Consider the following 19,725-nt stretch of genomic DNA (forward strand, 5'->3'; position numbering starts at 1 on the left):
TTATTAATTACACCTATTAAAACCATTATATTTATTAATCACCAAAATGTACACGTACCTTGCCATAGAACGCACGCCCGGCTTTCTGAAGACTGAAATTGTCGTACAAATCCTCGTTCGTGAAGTTGCGGCATTCAAACGAGATATTATAGCGGCCATTCTTCAGACTATAGCTCAATGTCAGGTTATGGGAGAACTGGTCGGGTACCATGAAATCCTTGTTCTTGCTACCGATGGCCTGCGAATAGTAGGAGAAGCTGTGCATGTACTGGTTGTCGTAAGTCACGGACAGCATATTCCCTTTCTTCCAGAGGTCGCGCCAATAGAAGTTTACGTCAAAATCAGCAAACTGATAGGGCACATTGGGAATGCGTGCCTTGTAACCGAGATTTTCCACAGAGTTGCCGATACTGCCGATTTGCATCTTCTCATTGTCACGCACATTCATCTGCGTGAAGTTGCCGCCCACACTCAGCCAGCGTCCGAAGCCATAGCGTGCCGATACATTGTATCCCTTCGTCAGCACCTTGCCGTAGTTGGTATAAGTGGCCCCTTCTTTTCCTCCGCTCAAGTCCTGGATATTGCGCTGGATATAATCCTTCGTATTGCGGTATACCACACCGCCTTCCACGTAGACGGAATGTTTTCCAAAACTCCGGGAATAACTCAGGTTCAAGTTGATGTTGTCACTTTTCTCGGGACGGATGCCGATGTCTCCACTCTCCAGATCTTCGTCACCAAACATCTCTTCGATAGTGGGCAGGCGGTAAGCTTTTTCATAAGAGAGCTTCGCCTGCAAGCCGGGCAGGATGAAGTAGGTTCCGGCAGCACCATATCCCCAAGAGTCTACCGTACGGCTGGTGCGTACATAATTACTACCGGTATCATCCTCGGCCATAGGTCCTGCCACATACTGGCGGTAGTATTTGCCGAATGCCGAGAAGTTCCACTTTTCGGAAGGCATCAGGCGGTATGACAAACCGGAGATATTCTTGCGGGTCTGCTTGGCAATGGCATCCGTCTGTTCTTCCACCGCCAACAGTGAAGTATTATCACGCTGGAATGCACTCAACACATGATTGAAAGTCAGCATGTGGACCCTGGCAATGCGGTAATTCAAGGTCAATGTACCGTTCCAATTGTCATTATCGGCACGGGAATACTGGCGGGACTGTTCGCCGGGGCTGTTCAGCGGATGTTTCTCACCAAGCCAGTTGTATTCGTAGCGGGCAGTATCCACATTCGTAGTGGCATTGCGATTGTAGTTGGCTGTCAGCACCATATCCAGCCCCTTGATTATCAGGTTGCGTTTGCTGTATTCCATCGAAGGCATCAGTGAATGGCCAAAGCGGTGCTTTTCCCCGAAGACTGTCTTCTGGCGTACACCGGTCTGTATGTCCTTGTACATGTGCGAATAGGTGAAACCGAACATCAGCCGGTCTGCCCAACTTTTGTCCACAATACCCGCTTTGGCCACAATGGCTTCGTTGTGGTAAGTATCATTGAAACGCTTCACGCGCACCTTCTCACTTTCGTTGAAACTGCCCGTCTCAAAATCCTTTACCGGCGCATCTACATAATAATCGTTGTCCGAGTAGTTTTGAAAGGCATTGATTTCATAGCTGAAACCGTTCTTGAAAGTCTGTCCGAAGTTAACGTATGAGCGGTGGGTATTGAACGAGCCGTAAGAATAAGAAGCATCCAGAAACCAGTTCCGGCGTTTCTTGTTGGTAACAATATTGATGACACCGCCAATGGCATCCGTACCGAAGCCCACGGGAACCACACCTTTGTATACCTCTATACGGTCGGCAAAGCTCACCGGAATATTGTTCAAGCTGAAGGAGCTTCCCACACCTTCCTGCGGCACACCGTCAATGAACACCTTGACGTGCTTTCCGCTAAAACCGTCCAGCATCAACTGCATATCCGAACCTACCCCACCCGACTCACGGAGTTTCATGCCCGGAGCCTTGGTCAAGGCATCGCTCAGATTCTTCGTGGTGTTCTGGAGTTCCTTTGTATCGACTGCCACAGCATTGAATGCCGACCTCTTCACCCGGCTCACTCCGGTAGAAACGATAGTCACCTCGTCCAGCTGTTGCGTTTCAGGAGCGATGGTTATGTTCAGCTTCATCCGCTCATCATTGACCAGCTTCACCTTTTTCTCCACCTTTGTATAACCTACGGCAGACACCACCAACGTATAGTCGCCGGCAGGCGCCTTAATGTGATAGAGGCCTTCCTGATTCGTGGTTCCTCCATAACTCGTCCCTTTCAGATAAACAGTCGCAAAATCCACCGTTTCTTTTTCCGTAGAAATGATTCTACCAGAAATCATCCCTCCTCTCCTCTGCGCATGTACAGACAGAGAAGCCAACAGAAGGAGAAACAGCAGCGAGAATTTAAATGTATATGCTTTCAATTTTATAATAATTATAATGTTGTTAGTAAACCGGTGCAAAGGTCATTATTAACATCCAGCTGTGCAATCGCTTATTGTAGGTAATTATATGGAGTGGATTTATCGTATATATCATACCATGCAATCACCATTGATAGGTATTATCAATAATAAAACAGATAAAAAAACCGAAAACGAGCTCGGAAGGTGCTGAGGAAATCTCTTAAATAATAAAATCAAAACAATTTCTTATTCGTCAGCGGCATTTATGCGGATAATCGTAAAAGAGAAAATAAAGATGTAGCAAAACTAATGATAGAGAAGCCTTATATTAGCCGATGAATAAAGACAGACTAACTTCTCATTTACTAAAAACTATTCGTCCGACAGTTGTTACATTATCGTCCGACGGCTGTTTAATTATCGTCCGACAGCTGTTGGACGATAATGCAACAACTGTCGGACGAATAAAAATTAGCAAACAAGAAACTAAAGGTCAGTAGACAAGGATATAGAATATAGTGATGCAAAAATTACCTGTCCTAACAGCCCCCTTCTATTTATAGGAGCCATCAGATACAGCATCTTATTCACGGTTCATCAAACGATGCTCCGCCATCTGCTCGAACTTCGTGCCGGGACGTCCGTAATTGGCATACGGGTAGATAGAGATGCCGCCACGCGGGGTAAAGATACCCGTCACCTCGATATACTTAGGATTCATCAAATGAATGAGGTCTTTCATTATGATGTTCACGCAATCTTCGTGGAAAGCTCCGTGATTGCGGAAACTGAACAGATAGAGCTTCAGGCTCTTGCTCTCCACCATCTTGACATCGGGGATATAGCAAATACGGATTTCCGCAAAGTCCGGTTGTCCCGTGATGGGACAAAGACTGGTGAATTCGGGGCAGTTGAAACGCACCCAGTAGTCATTGCCGGGATGCTTGTTATCAAATGCCTCTAATACTTCGGGAGCATAGTCCTGACGGTATGCTGTCTTTCTCCCCAAAAGGGAAAGTTGGTCTTTCAATTCTGTCATAGCCATATATTTTTAGTGATACAAGTGTGCCTCATTTAGTAGAAGCCAAAAACTTTTCCAATCCTTCTCTGCGCAACGTGCATGCCGGGCAGTGTCCACAACCATCTCCCGGGATACCGTTATAACAAGTCAGCGTTTCGTGGCGTATAAGTTCGAGCACTCCAAGCTCGTCTGCCAGCGCCCAGGTCTCCGCTTTGTCAATCCACATCAGTGGTGTGTGCAGTACGAATTGCTCGTCCATAGCCAGGTTCAGCGTCACGTTAAGCGACTTGATGAAAGCATCCCGGCAATCGGGATAACCGCTGAAATCGGTCTGCGACACCCCCGTCACAATATGATTAATTCCCCGCTCGCGGGCGTAGACGGCGGCTATACTCAGGAAAAACAGATTGCGTCCCGGCACAAAAGTATTCGGAAAGCTGTCTGCCGGCTTCTCCTGGTCCATCTCCATGCCGGCATCTGTCAATGAGTTATGTCCAAGCCGGCCGATAAAGGAAACATCCATTACTTCGAACTCCACACCTGCCTTACGGGCAATGGCCCTCGCCAAGTCCACTTCCTTCTGATGCTTCTGTCCATACAGAAAACTCAGCGCATACACTTTCTTAAATTCACGTTTTGCCCAAAAGAGGCAAGTGGTCGAGTCCTGCCCGCCACTGAATACCACCAAAGCAGTGTCCCTATTCATCTTGTTAAAAGCCTCTCTGTTTCCCTCCCCCGTAGGGAGGGAAACAGAGAGGGCATTGCTTATTATTTGTTTGACATAATAACTGATTTCCCCTCACTACGGGTAAGGGGCTTTAAATATCGCCTATTTTCCATACTTTATAGGAGATGCCTTCATCATAGACATCACTACCGTCTATCCGCTTAATAGCTTTTACCACACGGATAGTCACAGGCAGTATCAATACCTCGTACATGGACTTCAGCAGAATCTGGATACACATCATCACCAGCAACTCCCGCCATGCAATGATTCCTCCGAACGCCACCGGAAAGAAAATCAACGAGTCTGCCGTCTCACCAACCACCGTCGACCAAATGGCACGTGCGGAGAAATTACGCCCGTTGCTTGCCAGTTTCATGCGGCTCATTACGTAGGCATTCAGAAAAGAGCCCACCAAGAATGCCGTCAGACTAGCTATGACAATACGGGGAGCCATTCCAAAGACAAAATTGAAATGCGCGGCACCATCCCAGAAAGGGGCGGCAGGCAATGCCACGGCTATCAGTCCCAGCATTACCACAAAAAAGTTCATGGCAAAACCGCTCCAGATTATCAGACGAGCTTTACGAAAGCCCCAAACCTCGGCAATGCAATCGTTGATAATATAAGAAACAGGAAAGACCAGCAATCCGGCTGTTACGGTAATACCCAAAAACTGGATAACTTTAGTCTCAAGAAGATTGGCTGCAATCAAGCATACATTGAACAGAATGCCCAGCAACATAAAAGGTACAGATACTTTTTGTTTCATACTCCTGTTTTTTACGTGGTGTTCTAGAATACACGACCGTTATTCACGGCATCATACATTTTAAATCCGGTTGCAAAGATACAACAAGTTTTGCAAATGAACAAACAACATATATTTTAACTAAAACTCAAGCAAAACGAAAGTCCTTTTTTTATTCGAAGTAATTGCAAACTGTGCATATTTAGTTAACGAGACTTAAATAGAACATCCCAAACAAAGAATATTATTTACAACAACTTTAAAATATAAAAACTAAAAGCATATAAATCAACATATTAATAAATTATAGTACAAATTCAAAAGCATGCAACCGAATTCATCCTCAAACAAGATTTCATTCACGCAAATTCCTTAAGCATATAAAATAATAGACAACATATTTTAATACTTAAGATTCTATATTTTAAATAATTAAAATTAGGGTTATATTTGATAACAACAATCCGGAAGCTCTGGAAAACACATTGATATTAACCAAGAATATACCATATTATATATAGTAACCTTAGAAAAACAATGAATGCCTATGATTTACCCGAAAGCCCCAAGACACTATTAGTGTCATCTTCTATTCAACCTATTTATTTTGAGATCCATTAGCTTAAGGTGAGTTCTATCAATTCAATTTATCCTCTTGTATCAGACAGCAGAACTCTTTAACTGCCCAATTTGTGAGCTTTAGTCTTTCAAATTTAGCGAATATTTTCTACCCCCCCCAATTTTTACAATAATTAACTTGTGTTTGTTGTAAAAATTGGATGTGCAGGCATAATTCACCCCAACAACTCAGGTTTCAGCCTGATTATTTGCGTGTAACGACTGATGTTATACACAAGACTGGTGAGTGCTACATTGGCTTTAGCACGAATAAGCCCTACTGTACGCACCACAAGTCCACGCATGGTTTGTTCCTCAAACCCGAATACATGCTCGACAAGGCAACGTGTCTTGGATTTTTTCCTATTGTCTGATTTCTGCTCCTTGGTAAGCGGACGGTTACGGTAGCCCTTTTCGCAAATTATCGGATTCATCTTATGCTGTTTTACAATCTCCTCTTGTCCGACATAACCGGCGTCCAAATACAAGTCCTTGCCTTCGTCTTTTTCATCCAGCAGTCCTTCAAAGCCTTTGGAATCATGCACTTCTGCCGACGTGGTATCATAAGAAAGTATGATCTTATTGCGTTTCTCAACTTTAGTATGCTGCTTGTAGCCGTAAAAAGTCTCATCACGCTTCTTTGTCCAGCGGGCATCTACATCCTTGTGGCACTTCTTGTGGGGATTGTCATTCCACAACTTATTACCCGCTCCCTGTTTTATCTGCTCATTTTCATCACGGGTGTTACGTTGGCGAGGGGCAATAACAAAACTGGCATCAATGATGCGACCCTCATTGAATTGCAGACCCTTACTTTCCATGAAACTATGAAATTCCGAAAAAAGCTTGTCATAAACGCCTGTATTTGTCAGGAGTTCGCGATACTTCCACACCGTCTTCTCGTCAGGAACATCGTCAACACATTCAATACCAAGAAACTTGCGGAAACTCGTACGGTCAACTATCTGATACTCTATCTGATGGTCACTCAAACCATAATAACGCTGAAGAAACAAGACCTTGAACATCAGCACACAGTCTATCGGCGGACGACCGGCATTACTTTTGCGCTCTCCGGTAAAAAGGGCTGATTCAAGAGTAGGACGAAAGATCTCAAAATCAACATACTGAGACAACACTTCAAGAGGATTGCCCATTTCATTCAAACGCAATTCACGATTCTCTGACTCAAATAGTTGATTATAACGAAGCTTACGGTATCGGGATAACTTGTTCATTATAAAATTCTTATTTTCTGCAAATTTACGCTCTTGGAACCATATAAACAACTGTACTACAATATTTTAATTTATAGAACTCCTCTTAAACAAAAAACATCTATTATGAATGAAAATCGTAAACGAGGAACATCGAACAACAAAATCCTCACAGCAATTGCCATCGCCTCCCTATTTATAGGAAGCAGCAAAATCATGGCAATAGAGACCTATTCGGAAAATTCATTCGGAGTGACAGAACAGATGCAGGCACAAACAGCCCGCGGTATCATTGTCGACCAGAATGGAGAGCCTATCATCGGAGCAAGTATCTTGGAAAAAGGTACTACCAATGGAGTTACCACCGACTTATACGGTAAATTCTCGCTAAACGTAAAAAGAGGTGCCACCCTGGTCATTTCCTACATCGGCTATAAGACGCAGGAAGCCAAAGCAGATGCCAACATGAAAATCACCCTTACAGAAGATTCCGAACTACTGGATGAAGTAGTTGTTGTCGGTTACGGTGTACAGAAAAAGAAACTTGTCACCGGCGCCACTGTACAAGTGAAAGGAGAAGACATAGCCAAGCTGAACACTGTGGATGCCCTGGGCGCTTTGCAGAGCCAGTCACCGGGTGTCAACATCACGCAAAACAACGGCTTCCTGGGTTCGGGCTTTAAGGTGAATATCCGCGGTATCGGTACTACCGGAACCTTCTCCCCGCTTTATGTGGTAGATGGAGTTGCCAACGGTAGCATCGACGGGCTGAACCCGAGTGACATTGAATCTTTGGACGTCTTGAAGGATGCCGCTTCCGCCGCCATCTATGGTGCGCGTGCCGCCAACGGCGTTATCCTGATTACCACCAAACGAGGTAAAACCGGTGTTGCCGAAGTCAGTTACGACGGCTATGTCGGCGTGCAGAACCTCTACAAAATCCCTACTATCCTCAATGCCCAAGAGTACATGATGATGCAGGATGAAGGCCGTGTAATGGACGGATTGAGTCCGTACAACTGGGCGACCTATATTCCGGAAAGGGATTTGCAGGCCATACAGAACGGAACATGGAAAGGGACAAACTGGCTGAAGGAAGTGCTGAATGAAGATGCATTGGTACAGAACCACGCAGTCAACATCACCGGAGGAACAGACCGTTCCAGATATGCCATAGGTATTTCATACACCAACCAAGAAGCCACCATGGGAGTTCCCGGCGAATTTCCTGAAATGAACCGCTACAACTTCCGCGTCAACTCGGACCACGTAGTCATGAAAAAAGGCAATCTTGACTTCCTGAAAGTGGGCGAAACCATCAACTACAAATATTCGCAAACGCAAGGTTCATTCGGAACCGGCGGCATTTATTGGAACGGAGTGCACAATATGCTCATCATGAGCCCGTTGATGCACCCTTACAATTCAGATGGAGACTACTACCTCTACGCAGACCAGGAAAAGGACAACTACAAATGGGATATCTCCAACGGAGCCAATAAAAACCCGATAGCTTATCTGGACTACTATATGAACCAGAACCTAAGCAAGTCCCATTACATGCAGAGCAGCTTCTATGCAGAACTGCAACCCATCAAGAACCTGCGTATCAAGAGCCAGTTCGGCTACATCATGGGAGCCTCCAGTTATCGTTCCTATTTGCCGAGATTCGATTATCTGAGTGCGTCACTCAACAACGCAGAAGACAAGGTTACCCAATCCATGTCTATGTATAACCGTTGGTCATGGGACAATACAGCCAACTACATCTTCAATATCGATGACCATAACATCGACGTCCTGGTAGGTCAGAGTATGGAAAAATGGGGTATGGGAGAAGAAATGAGCGGTTCAGCCATAGGCTCAAACTTCTATGACTTCAAGCACGCTTATTTATCCAATGTTCCATTGACCGCCAACAGTGTGTCCTCCTTGACTGGCAAGCCTAACGGGGAAGGTTCCATCGCTTCCTTCTTCGGACGCGTCAACTACAACTACCAGGAGAAATACATGGCTTCTGTCATCATGCGTGCGGACGGTTCCTCCACTTTTGCCCGCGGACACCGCTGGGGATACTTCCCTTCAGTATCCGCCGGATGGGTTATCAGCAACGAGTCCTTCATGTCAGGAATCAAATGGCTGGACTTCTTAAAGCTACGCGCTTCCTGGGGGCAAAATGGTAACTGTAATGTATCTACTTTCCAATATCTTTCACTGATAACTTCCAACAATGGATATGGCGGTTATACGTTCGGCGACTCCATGGACCTCATCAGTACCGGTTCATACGCCTACCGACTGACCAACCCGGACCTTACCTGGGAAACACAGGAGCAATTGAATTTCGGTATCGATGCACGCTTCTTGAACAACCGCCTGGGCTTTGAATTCGACTGGTATAACAAAAATACCAGAGACTGGCTGGTTACGGCTCCGGTACTCTCTTCCTTCGGTGCCAATGCAGTGTCCGTCAATGGCGGTAATGTAAAAAACACGGGTATTGAAGTAGGACTCCACTGGAACGACAACATCGGAAAGGATTTCCAATATGGAGCCAACCTGACCCTTGCTCACAACAAGAATGAAGTGACCAAGATTGCCAACAAAGACGGAATCATCCACGGTAGCGGCAGCGTTCTGTGGGAAGGAGCCGAAGAGTGCTTCCGTGCTGAAGTAGGCAAACCCATCGGCTACTTCTACGGCTACAAGAGTAACGGCATATTCCAGAACCAGGAACAGATAGACAACTACAAAGGTCCGAAACTGAATGGCGACAAGACACAGCCGGGTGACGTAATCTGGGCAGACACCGACAATAGCGGTACGCTCGATGCCAATGACCGTACTATGATAGGTAACCCGAATCCCGACCTGACAATGGGACTTTCCCTGAATGCCAGCTGGAAGGCCATTGACTTCTCAATCACTACTTACGGCGCATTCGGCCAGCAGATTCTGAAGTGTTATCGTGACTTCTCCTCCTCACCCTTGAATAACTATACAGCAGAGATATTCCAACGCTGGCACGGCGAAGGTACGTCCGACAAGTTCCCGAGACTGTCCAGCGCTTCCAGCTCCAACTGGAACAGAGTATCAGACATTTATATCGAAGATGGAGACTATCTCAAGATAAAGAACATCACTGTGGGGTTCGACTTCAAGAAAGCATTCAAAAAGTTACCGGTACAACAGCTGCGTCTGTATCTGACCGCACAGAACCTCTTTACCTTCACCGGCTATTCCGGTATGGACCCGGAAATCGGTTACGGCGGCGACGATTATGGTTGGGCATCAGGCATCGACCTGGGCTACTATCCCAGTGCACGTACCTATATGATAGGCTTAAATGTAAAATTCTAATTAACCGAAGAAATTATGAAAAAGATATTATTCATAGCATCAGCAATACTGATTCTTCTTTCAGGATGCGAAAACTTCCTCGATTCGGAACTTTTGACCGAAAAGACAACCGCCAACTTCCCGGAGACAGAAAAGGATGCCCAAGAAATGGTGACGGCCATATACGCCCATCTGTTGTTTGAAAGTCCTGAAACCTCTTCCCAGTATTACATTGCCCAGTTGGCAGGTGACGACTGTCTGGGAGGCAACCTCTCCTACTCCAACAACTGTGCCACCAACTTCCTTATGTACAGTGGCAATCTGAATACATTTGCCGGCATCTGGGACCGTTGCTACACCCTTATCAACCGTGCCAACAATGCCATCAACACAATGGAGAACGTGAAATCATGGTCCAGCGAGAGCGAACGCAACCGGCTTTTCGGTGAATCCTATTTCCTGCGTGCCATGGCTTATTATGAACTGGCACAAGTTTTTGGCGGAGTTCCTTTACGCACCACACTGGAAAGCACCAACCTGCCGCGTGCATCCGTAGACGAAATCTACGCCCAGATTGCAGCAGACTTGAAAAATGCTATCGAAATGATGCCCGCAAAGATTTATCCGAAAGGCTCAGACATGACCGGACACGCTACAAAATATGCCGCCGAAGCCATGATGGCACGTGTATTCCTTTTCTATACCGGACGCTACGAAAAAACCGAGCTTCCCAACGGAACTACCAAAGAGGAGGTCATCTCTTGGATAGATGACTGTGTTAACAACTCCGGTCATAAACTGGTGTCCGACCAACGCAACATTTGGGCCTATACCAACGATGCTACCGAAGACAATACCGAAGGGTTCCGTTACCAATACGTCATCAACCATAACCTGAAATGGGAAGGAAACAGTTCCGACGAAACTTTATTCGCCAACAAGCATAACCTGAAATCCGACTGGACCTATACCTGGTTCTCCAACACATGCGCGCAATTCTATTCACCGTCTGCCGACAACTATTCCAACAAAGACAGTTATCCCTTCGGCACCGGTTGGGGAGCTGGCCCCGTATCTCCGGCCATGGTCAACGAATGGAAAGACTGGGCCGCCAAGCAGACCTATACGGACGGTTACAAGGAGGATCCCCGTCTGACCGGTTCCATATGGTCGTACAAAGCACTTGATCCGAATGTTGCCGGCAATGTGCTGATGGACTGCACCATGGACGAGGGTGAACCGGAATATACCGTATCCTATCGTTACTATGAACAAACCGGCTATTTCCAGAAAAAATACATCAATATCAATTCCTACAATGAAGGCAAAATCGAACCTTTCGGCAAGCAGATGTTCCCCGGAATATCTTCGCAGACATCCCAACAGCTACTCCAAATTGCCGACTTGATTCATATCCGTTTTGCCGACGTTCTGCTCATGCAGTCCGAGCTGAAACAAGACGCTACGGGTCTGAACAAGGTACGTGCCCGCTCCCACTTGGCTCCGGTGGCCTACTCCCTGGAAGCCATCAAGCAGGAACGCCGCTGGGAACTTGCATTCGAGTCCATCCGCTGGTGGGATATCCTTCGCTGGTCGGGTCCTTCGCTTGAGGAAGCCGGTGACATACTCAACAAACAGACCGGGTTCAATATAATAAATGCCGCTACGGTGGTACCGATGGTAAAATTCGACTATAAGAAACGCCTACAAGCAACCCAAGGCTACTGGCCCATTCCGCAAGACGAAATCGACATCTCCAATGGAGTCCTTGAGCAGAATCCAGGCTGGGATGCATCTGCCCAGTTCTCGGATTGGAACAATATGTAAGAGTATTAACCTATAAATAAAGACAATATGAAAGTAACAAAAATATTGATAGCAATGCTTGCTTCAGCCTTCATCGTTACTGCATGCGATCCTATCGAAGACGAAGACTTGCGAGACAAATATGTGACTGATGCCGGTACACCCATAACCAAGGAGGCATTACAAGCCGCCATATCCATTACCCAACCCTTCCCCAACCAAGACGGAGTAGTGGAAGGCGACCAGTATATCGCCCTGAAAAACTCCCGCCCGGACATTGGCGGTTCATGGCACATAGAATGGGGGGACGAAGGAAGTAAACAAAGTAAGACACTGGTCACGGACAACGCTACGGTCATCATGGAATCCAATGCAGACTATTCCATCTACTATATGGGTATTTCCGCCAATCAAATTATCAAGACAGAGCCGGTTGTAGTGACTGTGACCAATGTATTCGACGATTGGTCCACTTACTTCACCGGTGCAACCGACAAGAGTGACAAATCTGCCAAGAAAACCTGGAAGTTCCGTGAAGTCAGCTGGGGTTCCGTCTGCAATATGGGGGCTCATGGAGGCTGGAAATATACCAGTGCAGGCTATACTCCCGAATCAAATTTTGCCTGGTGGGCCAATGTCACTGCCGCCGAAGCCGGAGACCAGTCCATGGTATTCGAATTCGACGGAAACAAGATGAAAACCTATGATGCCAGCGGAAACCTAAAGGCAGAAGGTACTTTCTCCTTCACACACGAAAAACCGGAAGACGGAGTACTGGGTGAACTGATAACGAGCATCCCCACCATCGGAGGGAATTATGACGACAACGGACAAAGCGTAGGCAGCAACAAATTCTGGCTGCTGACACTGGATGAGAACTATATCACAATCTATCATCCCGGCAAGTATAGCGGTGGTGTGGATTGGGACGACAGCGGCTGGTATGCTTACTTCAAGACTGAAGCAGGAACCGATTCTGAATAATATGCACTCTCTATGAAAAAGAAACTGCTATTTATAATAGCTACTGTCTTTCTAGTAGCCGCATGTCACAATGACGACTACATTCCCGGACTGCCAGCTCCGGGAAATGAAGACAACGAGACCGAAATGGCCGAGCAGGTTGCAGGCCGGGTTGCATTGGGCTACGTCACTTATTATGGCACATCCATACCCGATGCCAAATACCTGACCCACATAAACTACGCTTTTGCAGAATTATATGTTAAAAACGGAATTTATGAAAAGTTTGGCCTGCAAGGTGATAAATCCCGTTTTGATAAGGTAAAGAAAATAAAGAGCCAGTATCCACATGTGAAGATATTACTCTCTTTTACCAATAGCGTTTCCAATTCTGACAATTCCCAAGACGGAGGCTTCTCCGCCCTGGCGAAGAGTCCGGAAATGCGCAAGCAATTCGCACAAGACTGCAGAGCCTTTGTTCTGAGTGAGGGCATAGACGGTATTGACATTGACTGGGAATTTCCCGGTATGACTTTCAGCAGCAATGCCTATGACGAGTTGGTAGATGTGGAGAACTTCACCCTATTGATGAAAGACTTGCGTGCAGAGTTGGGGCAGTCCACCCTATTGACCTATGCAGGTTATTGTATGGACAAACGTCCCCAAGGTGAAGGCTACAAATATATTGATGTAAAGGCTGTAGACCCGTATGTAGATTTCGTCAATATCATGGCCTATGATCTGGTTGGTGCCCCCCAGCATCAATCAGCATTGAACAAGCCTAGTAATTACTGGGACTGCCAGCGTTCCGTAGACGAATACCTGAATGCAGGTGTAGCTGCCAACAAATTAGTATTGGGGATTCCATTCTATGGAAGGGCAGATTTCAATTCCGGCGGCAGTATCAATTATCGGGATATTCTCAACTTGAGCAAAGACGACGGCTATGTCATCGATAATTGGGATGCCGAAGGCAATGTCCCCTATGTCACCAAAAACGGCAGTTTCTACTGTGGCTACGACAATCCCCGCAGTATTGCCGCCAAAGGTGAATGGATATTAAAAAACGGCATGAAAGGCATGATGTTCTGGGATTATGAAGGTGACGACACCATGGGAACCCTACGCAAAGCGCTATGGAATGCCGTCATGAAAAAATAAGTAACTTAACACACATCCTCAGGAGGTTATTCCGGAAATTAGGGTAAGGGTAATTTTGCATACGATCTTCATTCAAGGCAAGAATACTGACGGAATAACCTCCTTTCTTCCTCCAAGACTACAAAACCTTTTTTCATTTAAGTTGTTGAAAGCACATTCATCAAAACCTAACTTAAATGAAAACAATCTTAAAAGCAATGTTTCTGTTGTGCGTAACCGGACTTCCCTTGTCCACTATCCATGCACAAAAAAAAGAGATTATCGATGACGAAGCTCCAAACGGCATTGTCATAGTTACCATCGACAAAGCGGGCGACGAGATTATCCGTATCATGAATGAGTCACAATTGCCTTACATCCATGACCCGAAAGCTCCCCGCTTCTTATTGATGGACAAACAAGGCAAATTCGCCCTGGGTATCGGAGGGTATGTCCGTGCCACCGGCGAGTATGATTTTGGAGGTATTGTGGATGACATCGACTTTGTTCCTGCCAACATTCCAAGCAGTAGTAAAATCAAAAATCAATTTCAGATGGATGCCAGTACGGCTACTATCTTTCTGAAATTGGTCGGACACACCCGGCTATTGGGTGACTTCACAGTCTATACTGCTGGAAATTTCCGTGGTGGAGACAAGACATTCCAACTGCGCAATGCCTATCTTTCATTCCGCAATATAACAATAGGATACAATTATGGCGGTTTCATGGACTTAGGCGCCCTCCCTTCCACCATTGACTTTCAAGGTCCCAACGGTGCCACATTCTACCGCGCCACACAATTGTCATATACTTATAAAGGGCTGAAAGACTTTCGTTTCCAAGCTTCCATCGAGGCGCCTGCCGTTGACGGCACAACAAGCAGCCAATTCGAGATTGCCCAGCAACGCATGCCGGACTTCACGGCTTCGGCACAATACAGCTGGAACAGCAGCAGTCATCTGCGTGTAGGAGGTATCATCCGCAGCATGACATATACCAATGTAGAAAGGGATAAGGCATCCAGTGTCACCGGATACGGTATACAAGCCTCAACGACCTTCAATCTCGGTAAAAAATGGCAGGCATTCGGGCAAGTCAACTATGGTAAAGGTATCGGGCAATACCTGAACGACATCAGCAATCTGAACGTCGATATTGTCCCCAATCCCGAAAAGGAAGGCAAAATGCAGGCATTGCCCATGCTGGGCTGGTATGCAGGTCTGCAATATAACATATCTCCGAAGATATTCCTCTCAAGCACTTACAGCATGTCCCGCCTTTATTCTGAAGACGGTTATCCCAACGACCTGCCAAGTACCTATCGCTACGGACAGTATTTCGTAGCCAACGTATTCTGGAACGTAACCCCGAACATGCAGGTAGGCGCTGAATATCTGCGTGGCTGGCGCACCAACTTCGACAATTCCACCAACCATGCCAACCGTATGAACCTGCTTGTACAGTATTCTTTCTAATCCAATATAAAAAGAGAAGCCGCCTCAAATCGACATTTGAGACGGCTTCTTAATATATAAAGGTAGGATTGTGAAATCAGAACTTATAGTCAACACCAAGACCAAACACTTTATTAGTACGGCTATAAACATTCTTGGTGGTTTCACTTATCTTCTTTGTATAATCATCATAGTTTGTCCAAAAATAGGCTATATTCATAGTCAAATGCTTTGTCATTTTGATGGCAGCACCAAACCCCAGTGAATAAGAGTCACATGAAAAACTTATATCACTCTGAAAATCATCAGCCAAGCCATAATCTGTACGCTGATAACCACCACTGATGGTCAGCTGTTTAGCTATATCCCATTCTGTACCAATCAAAATTTCATGTGTGCCATGCTTCAACGCTTTCTGCTTATCATTGGCCATCCCTGCCGCTTTATCAAAAAAATGGTGATATTCCAGCGTTGCACGAAGCGTAGGAAGGAATTCATAACCAACAGCTGCAGTCAATAATGCAGGGATATCACTCGGAGTATTCACACCATCCTTATAGTCAGCCAAAGGATTCCCTTCATCTCCCATAGCAGTTCCCATCGCACGTACTTCAGCTTTTTTGGTTTTATTTTCGAGATTAAGACTGGTCATAAACTCGTACTTCAACCCAATATTCCATTTGCCCAACTTCACATCAGCTCCCAAGATAGGGGTCAATCCCCAGCCGGTCTGGTCGCAGTCTAAATCGATACCAACCAATTCCATGCCACCATAAGTAGGAATATTACTGTGTGCGGTTGCAGTCAGAAATCCTTCATACCCACCGGTAAAATAATTCATACGTCCACCGGCAAACACACCTAACCAATCATTAACTTGATACGACAACCCCAATTGCACACCATAAATAAACTGGCTTCCATCCATTGCACTATTGATAGAATACATATTGGGAGTGATTTGACCACCCGAAATAGTATGGACTTGTCCCATCACCATTGAATCGAACATACCCAAACCATCATCAAACGATGCCTTACCGCCACCACCTACAACAGCAAAGCTACCGGAAATAGTCCAGTCTCCTTTTTTATATGCACCTTGAAAACTAGGAATGAAAGGAGCAGAAGCTTTTCCTTTATAATAACGTGTATTCCCATCTTCAATAAACAAGGGAAATGTCGCTTTTATGTTACGGGTCTGATAAGCACTTTGTCCATTCAAAGACAAATAGAGACCATCTTCCGGCAGAAAGGCCAAACCGGCCGGATTAGAATAGACACCGTCAATATCAATGGAAGCACCACGCGCTAACATTCTAAGAAAAGATACATGCTGATTTGTATTTGTTAGGATACCACCCGCAAAAGTTGGAATTGAAACGATTAACATCGCAATGCCAATCAACGAAAATTTTCTCATCTAAATCTTTTTTAATTGTTTTCGGGCGCAAAGGTACAATAATATTGCACATAAAAAATAGTTTTGTGCATAAAGTTATCCTAATATAATACTTTCATTGAAATACCAAATAGTTTCTGATGAAACAAATGGAAATAATTATCATTTTATGAATCCTTCCGGCCACTGAACCATATCAACTTTCCACTTGTTATCTCTCTATTATTATGTAACATTTAAAAAACAACAAATCCCATGGCATACACTATTGCATTTTTTGGCAGCAAACCTTATGATGAAGTGTCTTTCAATGAAAAGAACAAGGAATATAGTTTTGAGCTCCGCTACTATAAAGGGCATCTCAACAAGCACAACGTTATTTTAACCCAAGGCGTAGATGCAGTCTGTATCTTCGTGAACGACACGGCCGATGCCGAAGTTATCCGTCTGATGGCGGACAATGGTGTGAAATTATTGGCGTTGCGCTGCGCCGGCTACAACAATGTAGATTTGAAAGCGGCTGCCGACTGTGGCATTAACGTAGTGCGCGTCCCCGCCTATTCCCCTTATGCCGTGGCAGAGTATACCGTTGCCCTAATGTTATCCCTCAACCGTAAAATCCCACGCGCCACCTGGCGGACACGGGACGGAAACTTCTCGCTGCACGGACTTCTGGGCTTCGACATGTACGGAAAGACAGCAGGCATCATCGGTACGGGAAAAATTGCCAAAAAACTGATATGTATCCTGCGCGGATTCGGCATGAATATCCTTGCCTACGACCTCTATCCCGACTATATTTTGCCCGTGAACATCAAGTGGTATATACCAGCCTGGATGAGCTTTATCACAATTCGGATATCATCTCCCTGCACTGCCCGCTGACTGAGCAGACCAAATATCTCATCAACGACTATTCCATCAGTAAAATGAAGGACAGAGTAATGATTATCAATACCGGACGTGGACAACTCATCCATACCAACGCCCTGATTGAAGGACTGAAAAACAAGAAAATCGGCTCTGCCGGCCTGGATGTGTACGAAGAGGAAAGCGAATATTTCTATGAAGACCAATCGGACAAAATCATTGATGACGATACCCTGGCGCGGCTACTGTCCTTCAATAATGTCATCGTCACTTCGCACCAGGCCTTTTTCACACGCGAGGCACTGGCAAACATTGCTTCGACAACGTTACAGAACATCAAAGATTTTATGAACCATAAGCCACTGGAAAATGAGGTCAAAGCATAGTTCCCACTCATTTACAAATTATTAGACATCGGTTTTAAAACTTTATAACTTTCCAAAGCGTTACTAGTATATAAACCATTTTAGGAAAAGGAATAAATTATGAAAAAAGTTATAGACAAATCAGATAGCAGAGGTCATTCCCTATATGATTGGCTTGACAGCTACCACACCTTCAGTTTTGACGAGTATTACAATCCCCGCCGGATGAATTTCGGCGCCTTGCGTGTACTGAACGACGACCGTGTGGCTCCGGGAAAGGGCTTCGGCACACATCCTCATAAAAATATGGAAATCATCTCCATTCCCTTGAAAGGGAAACTGAAACATGGGGACAGTCATCAGAACAGCCGCGTCATCACTCCGGGAGATATACAAACCATGAGTGCCGGCACCGGCATCTACCACAGCGAAATGAACGGCAGTGACACTGAAGCGGTAGAATTCCTGCAAATCTGGGTGATGCCCGAAAAGCTGAACACACCACCCGCATACCAGGACTTCGACGTACGTCCACTTCTGCGCAAAAATGAAATGGCGCTAATAGTATCCCCTGACGGCGATGCTCCTGCCAGATTGCTACAACAGACCTGGTTCTCTATCGGTGAAATAGAAGCTGGAAAGAAGATTGACTACCACATGCACCAATCGCATTCCGGTGTCTACATCTTCATAATGGAGGGTGAAGTCAAAGTGGACGGCACAGTGCTCTCACGTCGTGACGGAATGGGAGTGTACGAAACCGGCAGTTTTGAGCTGGAAACACTGAAAGACTCTCACATTCTCTTCATAGAAGTACCGATGTAGCGTACTTTTGCATAAAATAACAGCTTAAACCGGAAGTTTGTGTAGCGTTTTTTGTAATATTGCGCTATAATTCAATCCGTAAATGAAACTTGATTACATCTACCATAGCGGCTTCGCGATTGAAGCGGACGGAGTGACGGTCATTATCGATTACTATAAAGATTCCTCGGAAGAGGTTTTCAATAAAGGTATCGTGCACGACTATCTCTTGGAAAAGCCGGGCGTACTCTACGTACTATGCTCGCATTTCCATCCCGACCACTTCAATCGCGAAGTTCTTTCATGGAAAAAACAGCGGCCCGACATCCGCTACATATTCTCCAAAGACATCCTAAAGCACCGCCGCGCCTCAGCGGAAGATGCCACCTATATCAATAAGGGCGACACCTACGAAGACGAACATATCCGTATCCAAGCCTTCGGTTCCACCGATGTGGGTATCTCCTTCCTGATAGACCTGCAGGGCAGGCGACTGTTCCATGCCGGTGACCTAAACAACTGGCACTGGAGCGAGGAATCTACTCCGCAGGAAATACGCAAGGCCGAAGGTGACTTTCTGGCCGAAGTGAGAGCTCTGCAGCAAACTGCACCTGCCATAGATGTAGCCATGTTTCCGGTAGACAGCCGTATCGGAAAAGATTATATGCGTGGAGCAGAACAATTCGTGGAACGAATAAAAATCACTATATTTGTACCGATGCACTTCAGCGAAGATTATCAGGGAGGCAACGCCTTCCGGCAGTTTGCCGAGAGCAAGGGATGCCACTTTCTGAGCATCGCACACCGTGGTGAAAGTTTCGAACTCCCCAACTTGTAG

General features: G+C 45.7%; 13 protein-coding genes and 1 pseudogene. 8 read left to right on the top strand and 6 right to left on the bottom strand.

From position 1 onward, the window contains the following. Nucleotides 1-34: 34 nt before the first annotated feature. The 5 genes from HUX74_RS15750 to HUX74_RS15770 all read right to left on the bottom strand — a co-directional run bounded on the left by HUX74_RS15750 (nucleotide 35) and on the right by HUX74_RS15770 (nucleotide 6,762). Complete coding sequence (locus tag HUX74_RS15750; RefSeq protein ID WP_254592909.1) at nucleotides 35-2,341, bottom strand: TonB-dependent receptor; 2,307 nt, start codon at nucleotides 2,339-2,341, stop codon at nucleotides 35-37. A 649-nt stretch (nucleotides 2,342-2,990) separates the two neighbouring features. Beyond that, the gene (queF, locus tag HUX74_RS15755; RefSeq protein ID WP_117965416.1) at nucleotides 2,991-3,446 is read right to left on the bottom strand and encodes a preQ(1) synthase; all 456 of its coding nucleotides are present in this window, start codon (nucleotides 3,444-3,446) and stop codon (nucleotides 2,991-2,993) included. Between the two features lie 31 nt (nucleotides 3,447-3,477). After that, nucleotides 3,478-4,134: a 7-cyano-7-deazaguanine synthase QueC gene (queC, locus tag HUX74_RS15760; RefSeq protein WP_005831503.1), complete on the bottom strand. Its 657-nt coding sequence runs from the start codon at nucleotides 4,132-4,134 to the stop codon at nucleotides 3,478-3,480. Between the two features lie 112 nt (nucleotides 4,135-4,246). Further along, complete coding sequence (locus tag HUX74_RS15765; RefSeq protein WP_117965328.1) at nucleotides 4,247-4,927, bottom strand: queuosine precursor transporter; 681 nt, start codon at nucleotides 4,925-4,927, stop codon at nucleotides 4,247-4,249. A gap of 773 nt (nucleotides 4,928-5,700) precedes the next feature. Beyond that, a complete protein-coding gene (locus HUX74_RS15770) occupies nucleotides 5,701-6,762 on the bottom strand; it encodes an IS5-like element IS1169 family transposase (protein WP_008657074.1) in 1,062 nt (353 codons plus the stop codon). A gap of 105 nt (nucleotides 6,763-6,867) precedes the next feature. Here HUX74_RS15770 and HUX74_RS15775 point away from each other — a divergent pair, with 105 nt between their 5' ends. From HUX74_RS15775 to HUX74_RS15795, 5 genes are all read left to right on the top strand, one after another. Continuing rightward, nucleotides 6,868-10,101 carry a TonB-dependent receptor gene (locus tag HUX74_RS15775; protein ID WP_174646997.1) on the top strand — a complete coding sequence of 1,078 codons (3,234 nt, stop codon included), beginning with the start codon at nucleotides 6,868-6,870 and terminating at the stop codon, nucleotides 10,099-10,101. A 15-nt stretch (nucleotides 10,102-10,116) separates the two neighbouring features. Then, a complete protein-coding gene (locus HUX74_RS15780; protein WP_005832449.1) occupies nucleotides 10,117-11,907 on the top strand; it encodes a RagB/SusD family nutrient uptake outer membrane protein in 1,791 nt (596 codons plus the stop codon). Nucleotides 11,908-11,934: 27 nt separating this feature from the next. Further along, complete coding sequence (locus HUX74_RS15785) at nucleotides 11,935-12,870, top strand: hypothetical protein (protein ID WP_117965334.1); 936 nt, start codon at nucleotides 11,935-11,937, stop codon at nucleotides 12,868-12,870. Between the two features lie 12 nt (nucleotides 12,871-12,882). Beyond that, on the top strand, nucleotides 12,883-14,010 hold the full coding sequence (locus HUX74_RS15790; protein ID WP_057097812.1) for a glycosyl hydrolase family 18 protein: 1,128 nt from the start codon (nucleotides 12,883-12,885) through the stop codon (nucleotides 14,008-14,010). A 176-nt stretch (nucleotides 14,011-14,186) separates the two neighbouring features. After that, on the top strand, nucleotides 14,187-15,467 hold the full coding sequence (locus HUX74_RS15795; protein ID WP_117600345.1) for a hypothetical protein: 1,281 nt from the start codon (nucleotides 14,187-14,189) through the stop codon (nucleotides 15,465-15,467). Between the two features lie 76 nt (nucleotides 15,468-15,543). Here the strand turns inward: HUX74_RS15795 and HUX74_RS15800 are convergent, their stop codons facing one another. Next, nucleotides 15,544-16,869: an OmpP1/FadL family transporter gene (locus HUX74_RS15800; protein WP_174646998.1), complete on the bottom strand. Its 1,326-nt coding sequence runs from the start codon at nucleotides 16,867-16,869 to the stop codon at nucleotides 15,544-15,546. 234 nt (nucleotides 16,870-17,103) lie between these two features. Here HUX74_RS15800 and HUX74_RS15805 point away from each other — a divergent pair. From HUX74_RS15805 to HUX74_RS15815, 3 genes and pseudogenes are all read left to right on the top strand, one after another. Beyond that, nucleotides 17,104-18,104 (top strand): annotated as a pseudogene (locus HUX74_RS15805) (2-hydroxyacid dehydrogenase). A gap of 99 nt (nucleotides 18,105-18,203) precedes the next feature. Next, entirely contained in the window at nucleotides 18,204-18,908 is a 705-nt protein-coding gene (locus HUX74_RS15810; RefSeq protein WP_174646999.1) for a pirin family protein, read from the top strand. Between the two features lie 82 nt (nucleotides 18,909-18,990). Beyond that, the gene (locus HUX74_RS15815; protein ID WP_138345365.1) at nucleotides 18,991-19,725 is read left to right on the top strand and encodes an MBL fold metallo-hydrolase; all 735 of its coding nucleotides are present in this window, start codon (nucleotides 18,991-18,993) and stop codon (nucleotides 19,723-19,725) included.

Origin of the sequence: Bacteroides sp. Marseille-P8574, assembly GCF_902825465.1 — a bacterium.
Classification (GTDB): Bacteria; Bacteroidota; Bacteroidia; order Bacteroidales; family Bacteroidaceae; genus Bacteroides; species Bacteroides uniformis.

Coding starts and splice junctions, on each gene's coding strand:
- queF (WP_117965416.1), bottom strand. CDS start 3,446: ATGACAGAATTGAAAGACCAACTTTCCCTTTTGGGGAGAAAGACAGCA.
- HUX74_RS15775 (WP_174646997.1), top strand. CDS start 6,868: ATGAATGAAAATCGTAAACGAGGAACATCGAACAACAAAATCCTCACA.
- HUX74_RS15765 (WP_117965328.1), bottom strand. CDS start 4,927: ATGAAACAAAAAGTATCTGTACCTTTTATGTTGCTGGGCATTCTGTTC.
- HUX74_RS15750 (WP_254592909.1), bottom strand. CDS start 2,341: ATGATTTCTGGTAGAATCATTTCTACGGAAAAAGAAACGGTGGATTTT.
- HUX74_RS15780 (WP_005832449.1), top strand. CDS start 10,117: ATGAAAAAGATATTATTCATAGCATCAGCAATACTGATTCTTCTTTCA.
- HUX74_RS15815 (WP_138345365.1), top strand. CDS start 18,991: ATGAAACTTGATTACATCTACCATAGCGGCTTCGCGATTGAAGCGGAC.
- HUX74_RS15790 (WP_057097812.1), top strand. CDS start 12,883: ATGAAAAAGAAACTGCTATTTATAATAGCTACTGTCTTTCTAGTAGCC.
- HUX74_RS15810 (WP_174646999.1), top strand. CDS start 18,204: ATGAAAAAAGTTATAGACAAATCAGATAGCAGAGGTCATTCCCTATAT.
- HUX74_RS15800 (WP_174646998.1), bottom strand. CDS start 16,869: ATGAGAAAATTTTCGTTGATTGGCATTGCGATGTTAATCGTTTCAATT.
- queC (WP_005831503.1), bottom strand. CDS start 4,134: ATGAATAGGGACACTGCTTTGGTGGTATTCAGTGGCGGGCAGGACTCG.
- HUX74_RS15795 (WP_117600345.1), top strand. CDS start 14,187: ATGAAAACAATCTTAAAAGCAATGTTTCTGTTGTGCGTAACCGGACTT.
- HUX74_RS15785 (WP_117965334.1), top strand. CDS start 11,935: ATGAAAGTAACAAAAATATTGATAGCAATGCTTGCTTCAGCCTTCATC.
- HUX74_RS15770 (WP_008657074.1), bottom strand. CDS start 6,762: ATGAACAAGTTATCCCGATACCGTAAGCTTCGTTATAATCAACTATTT.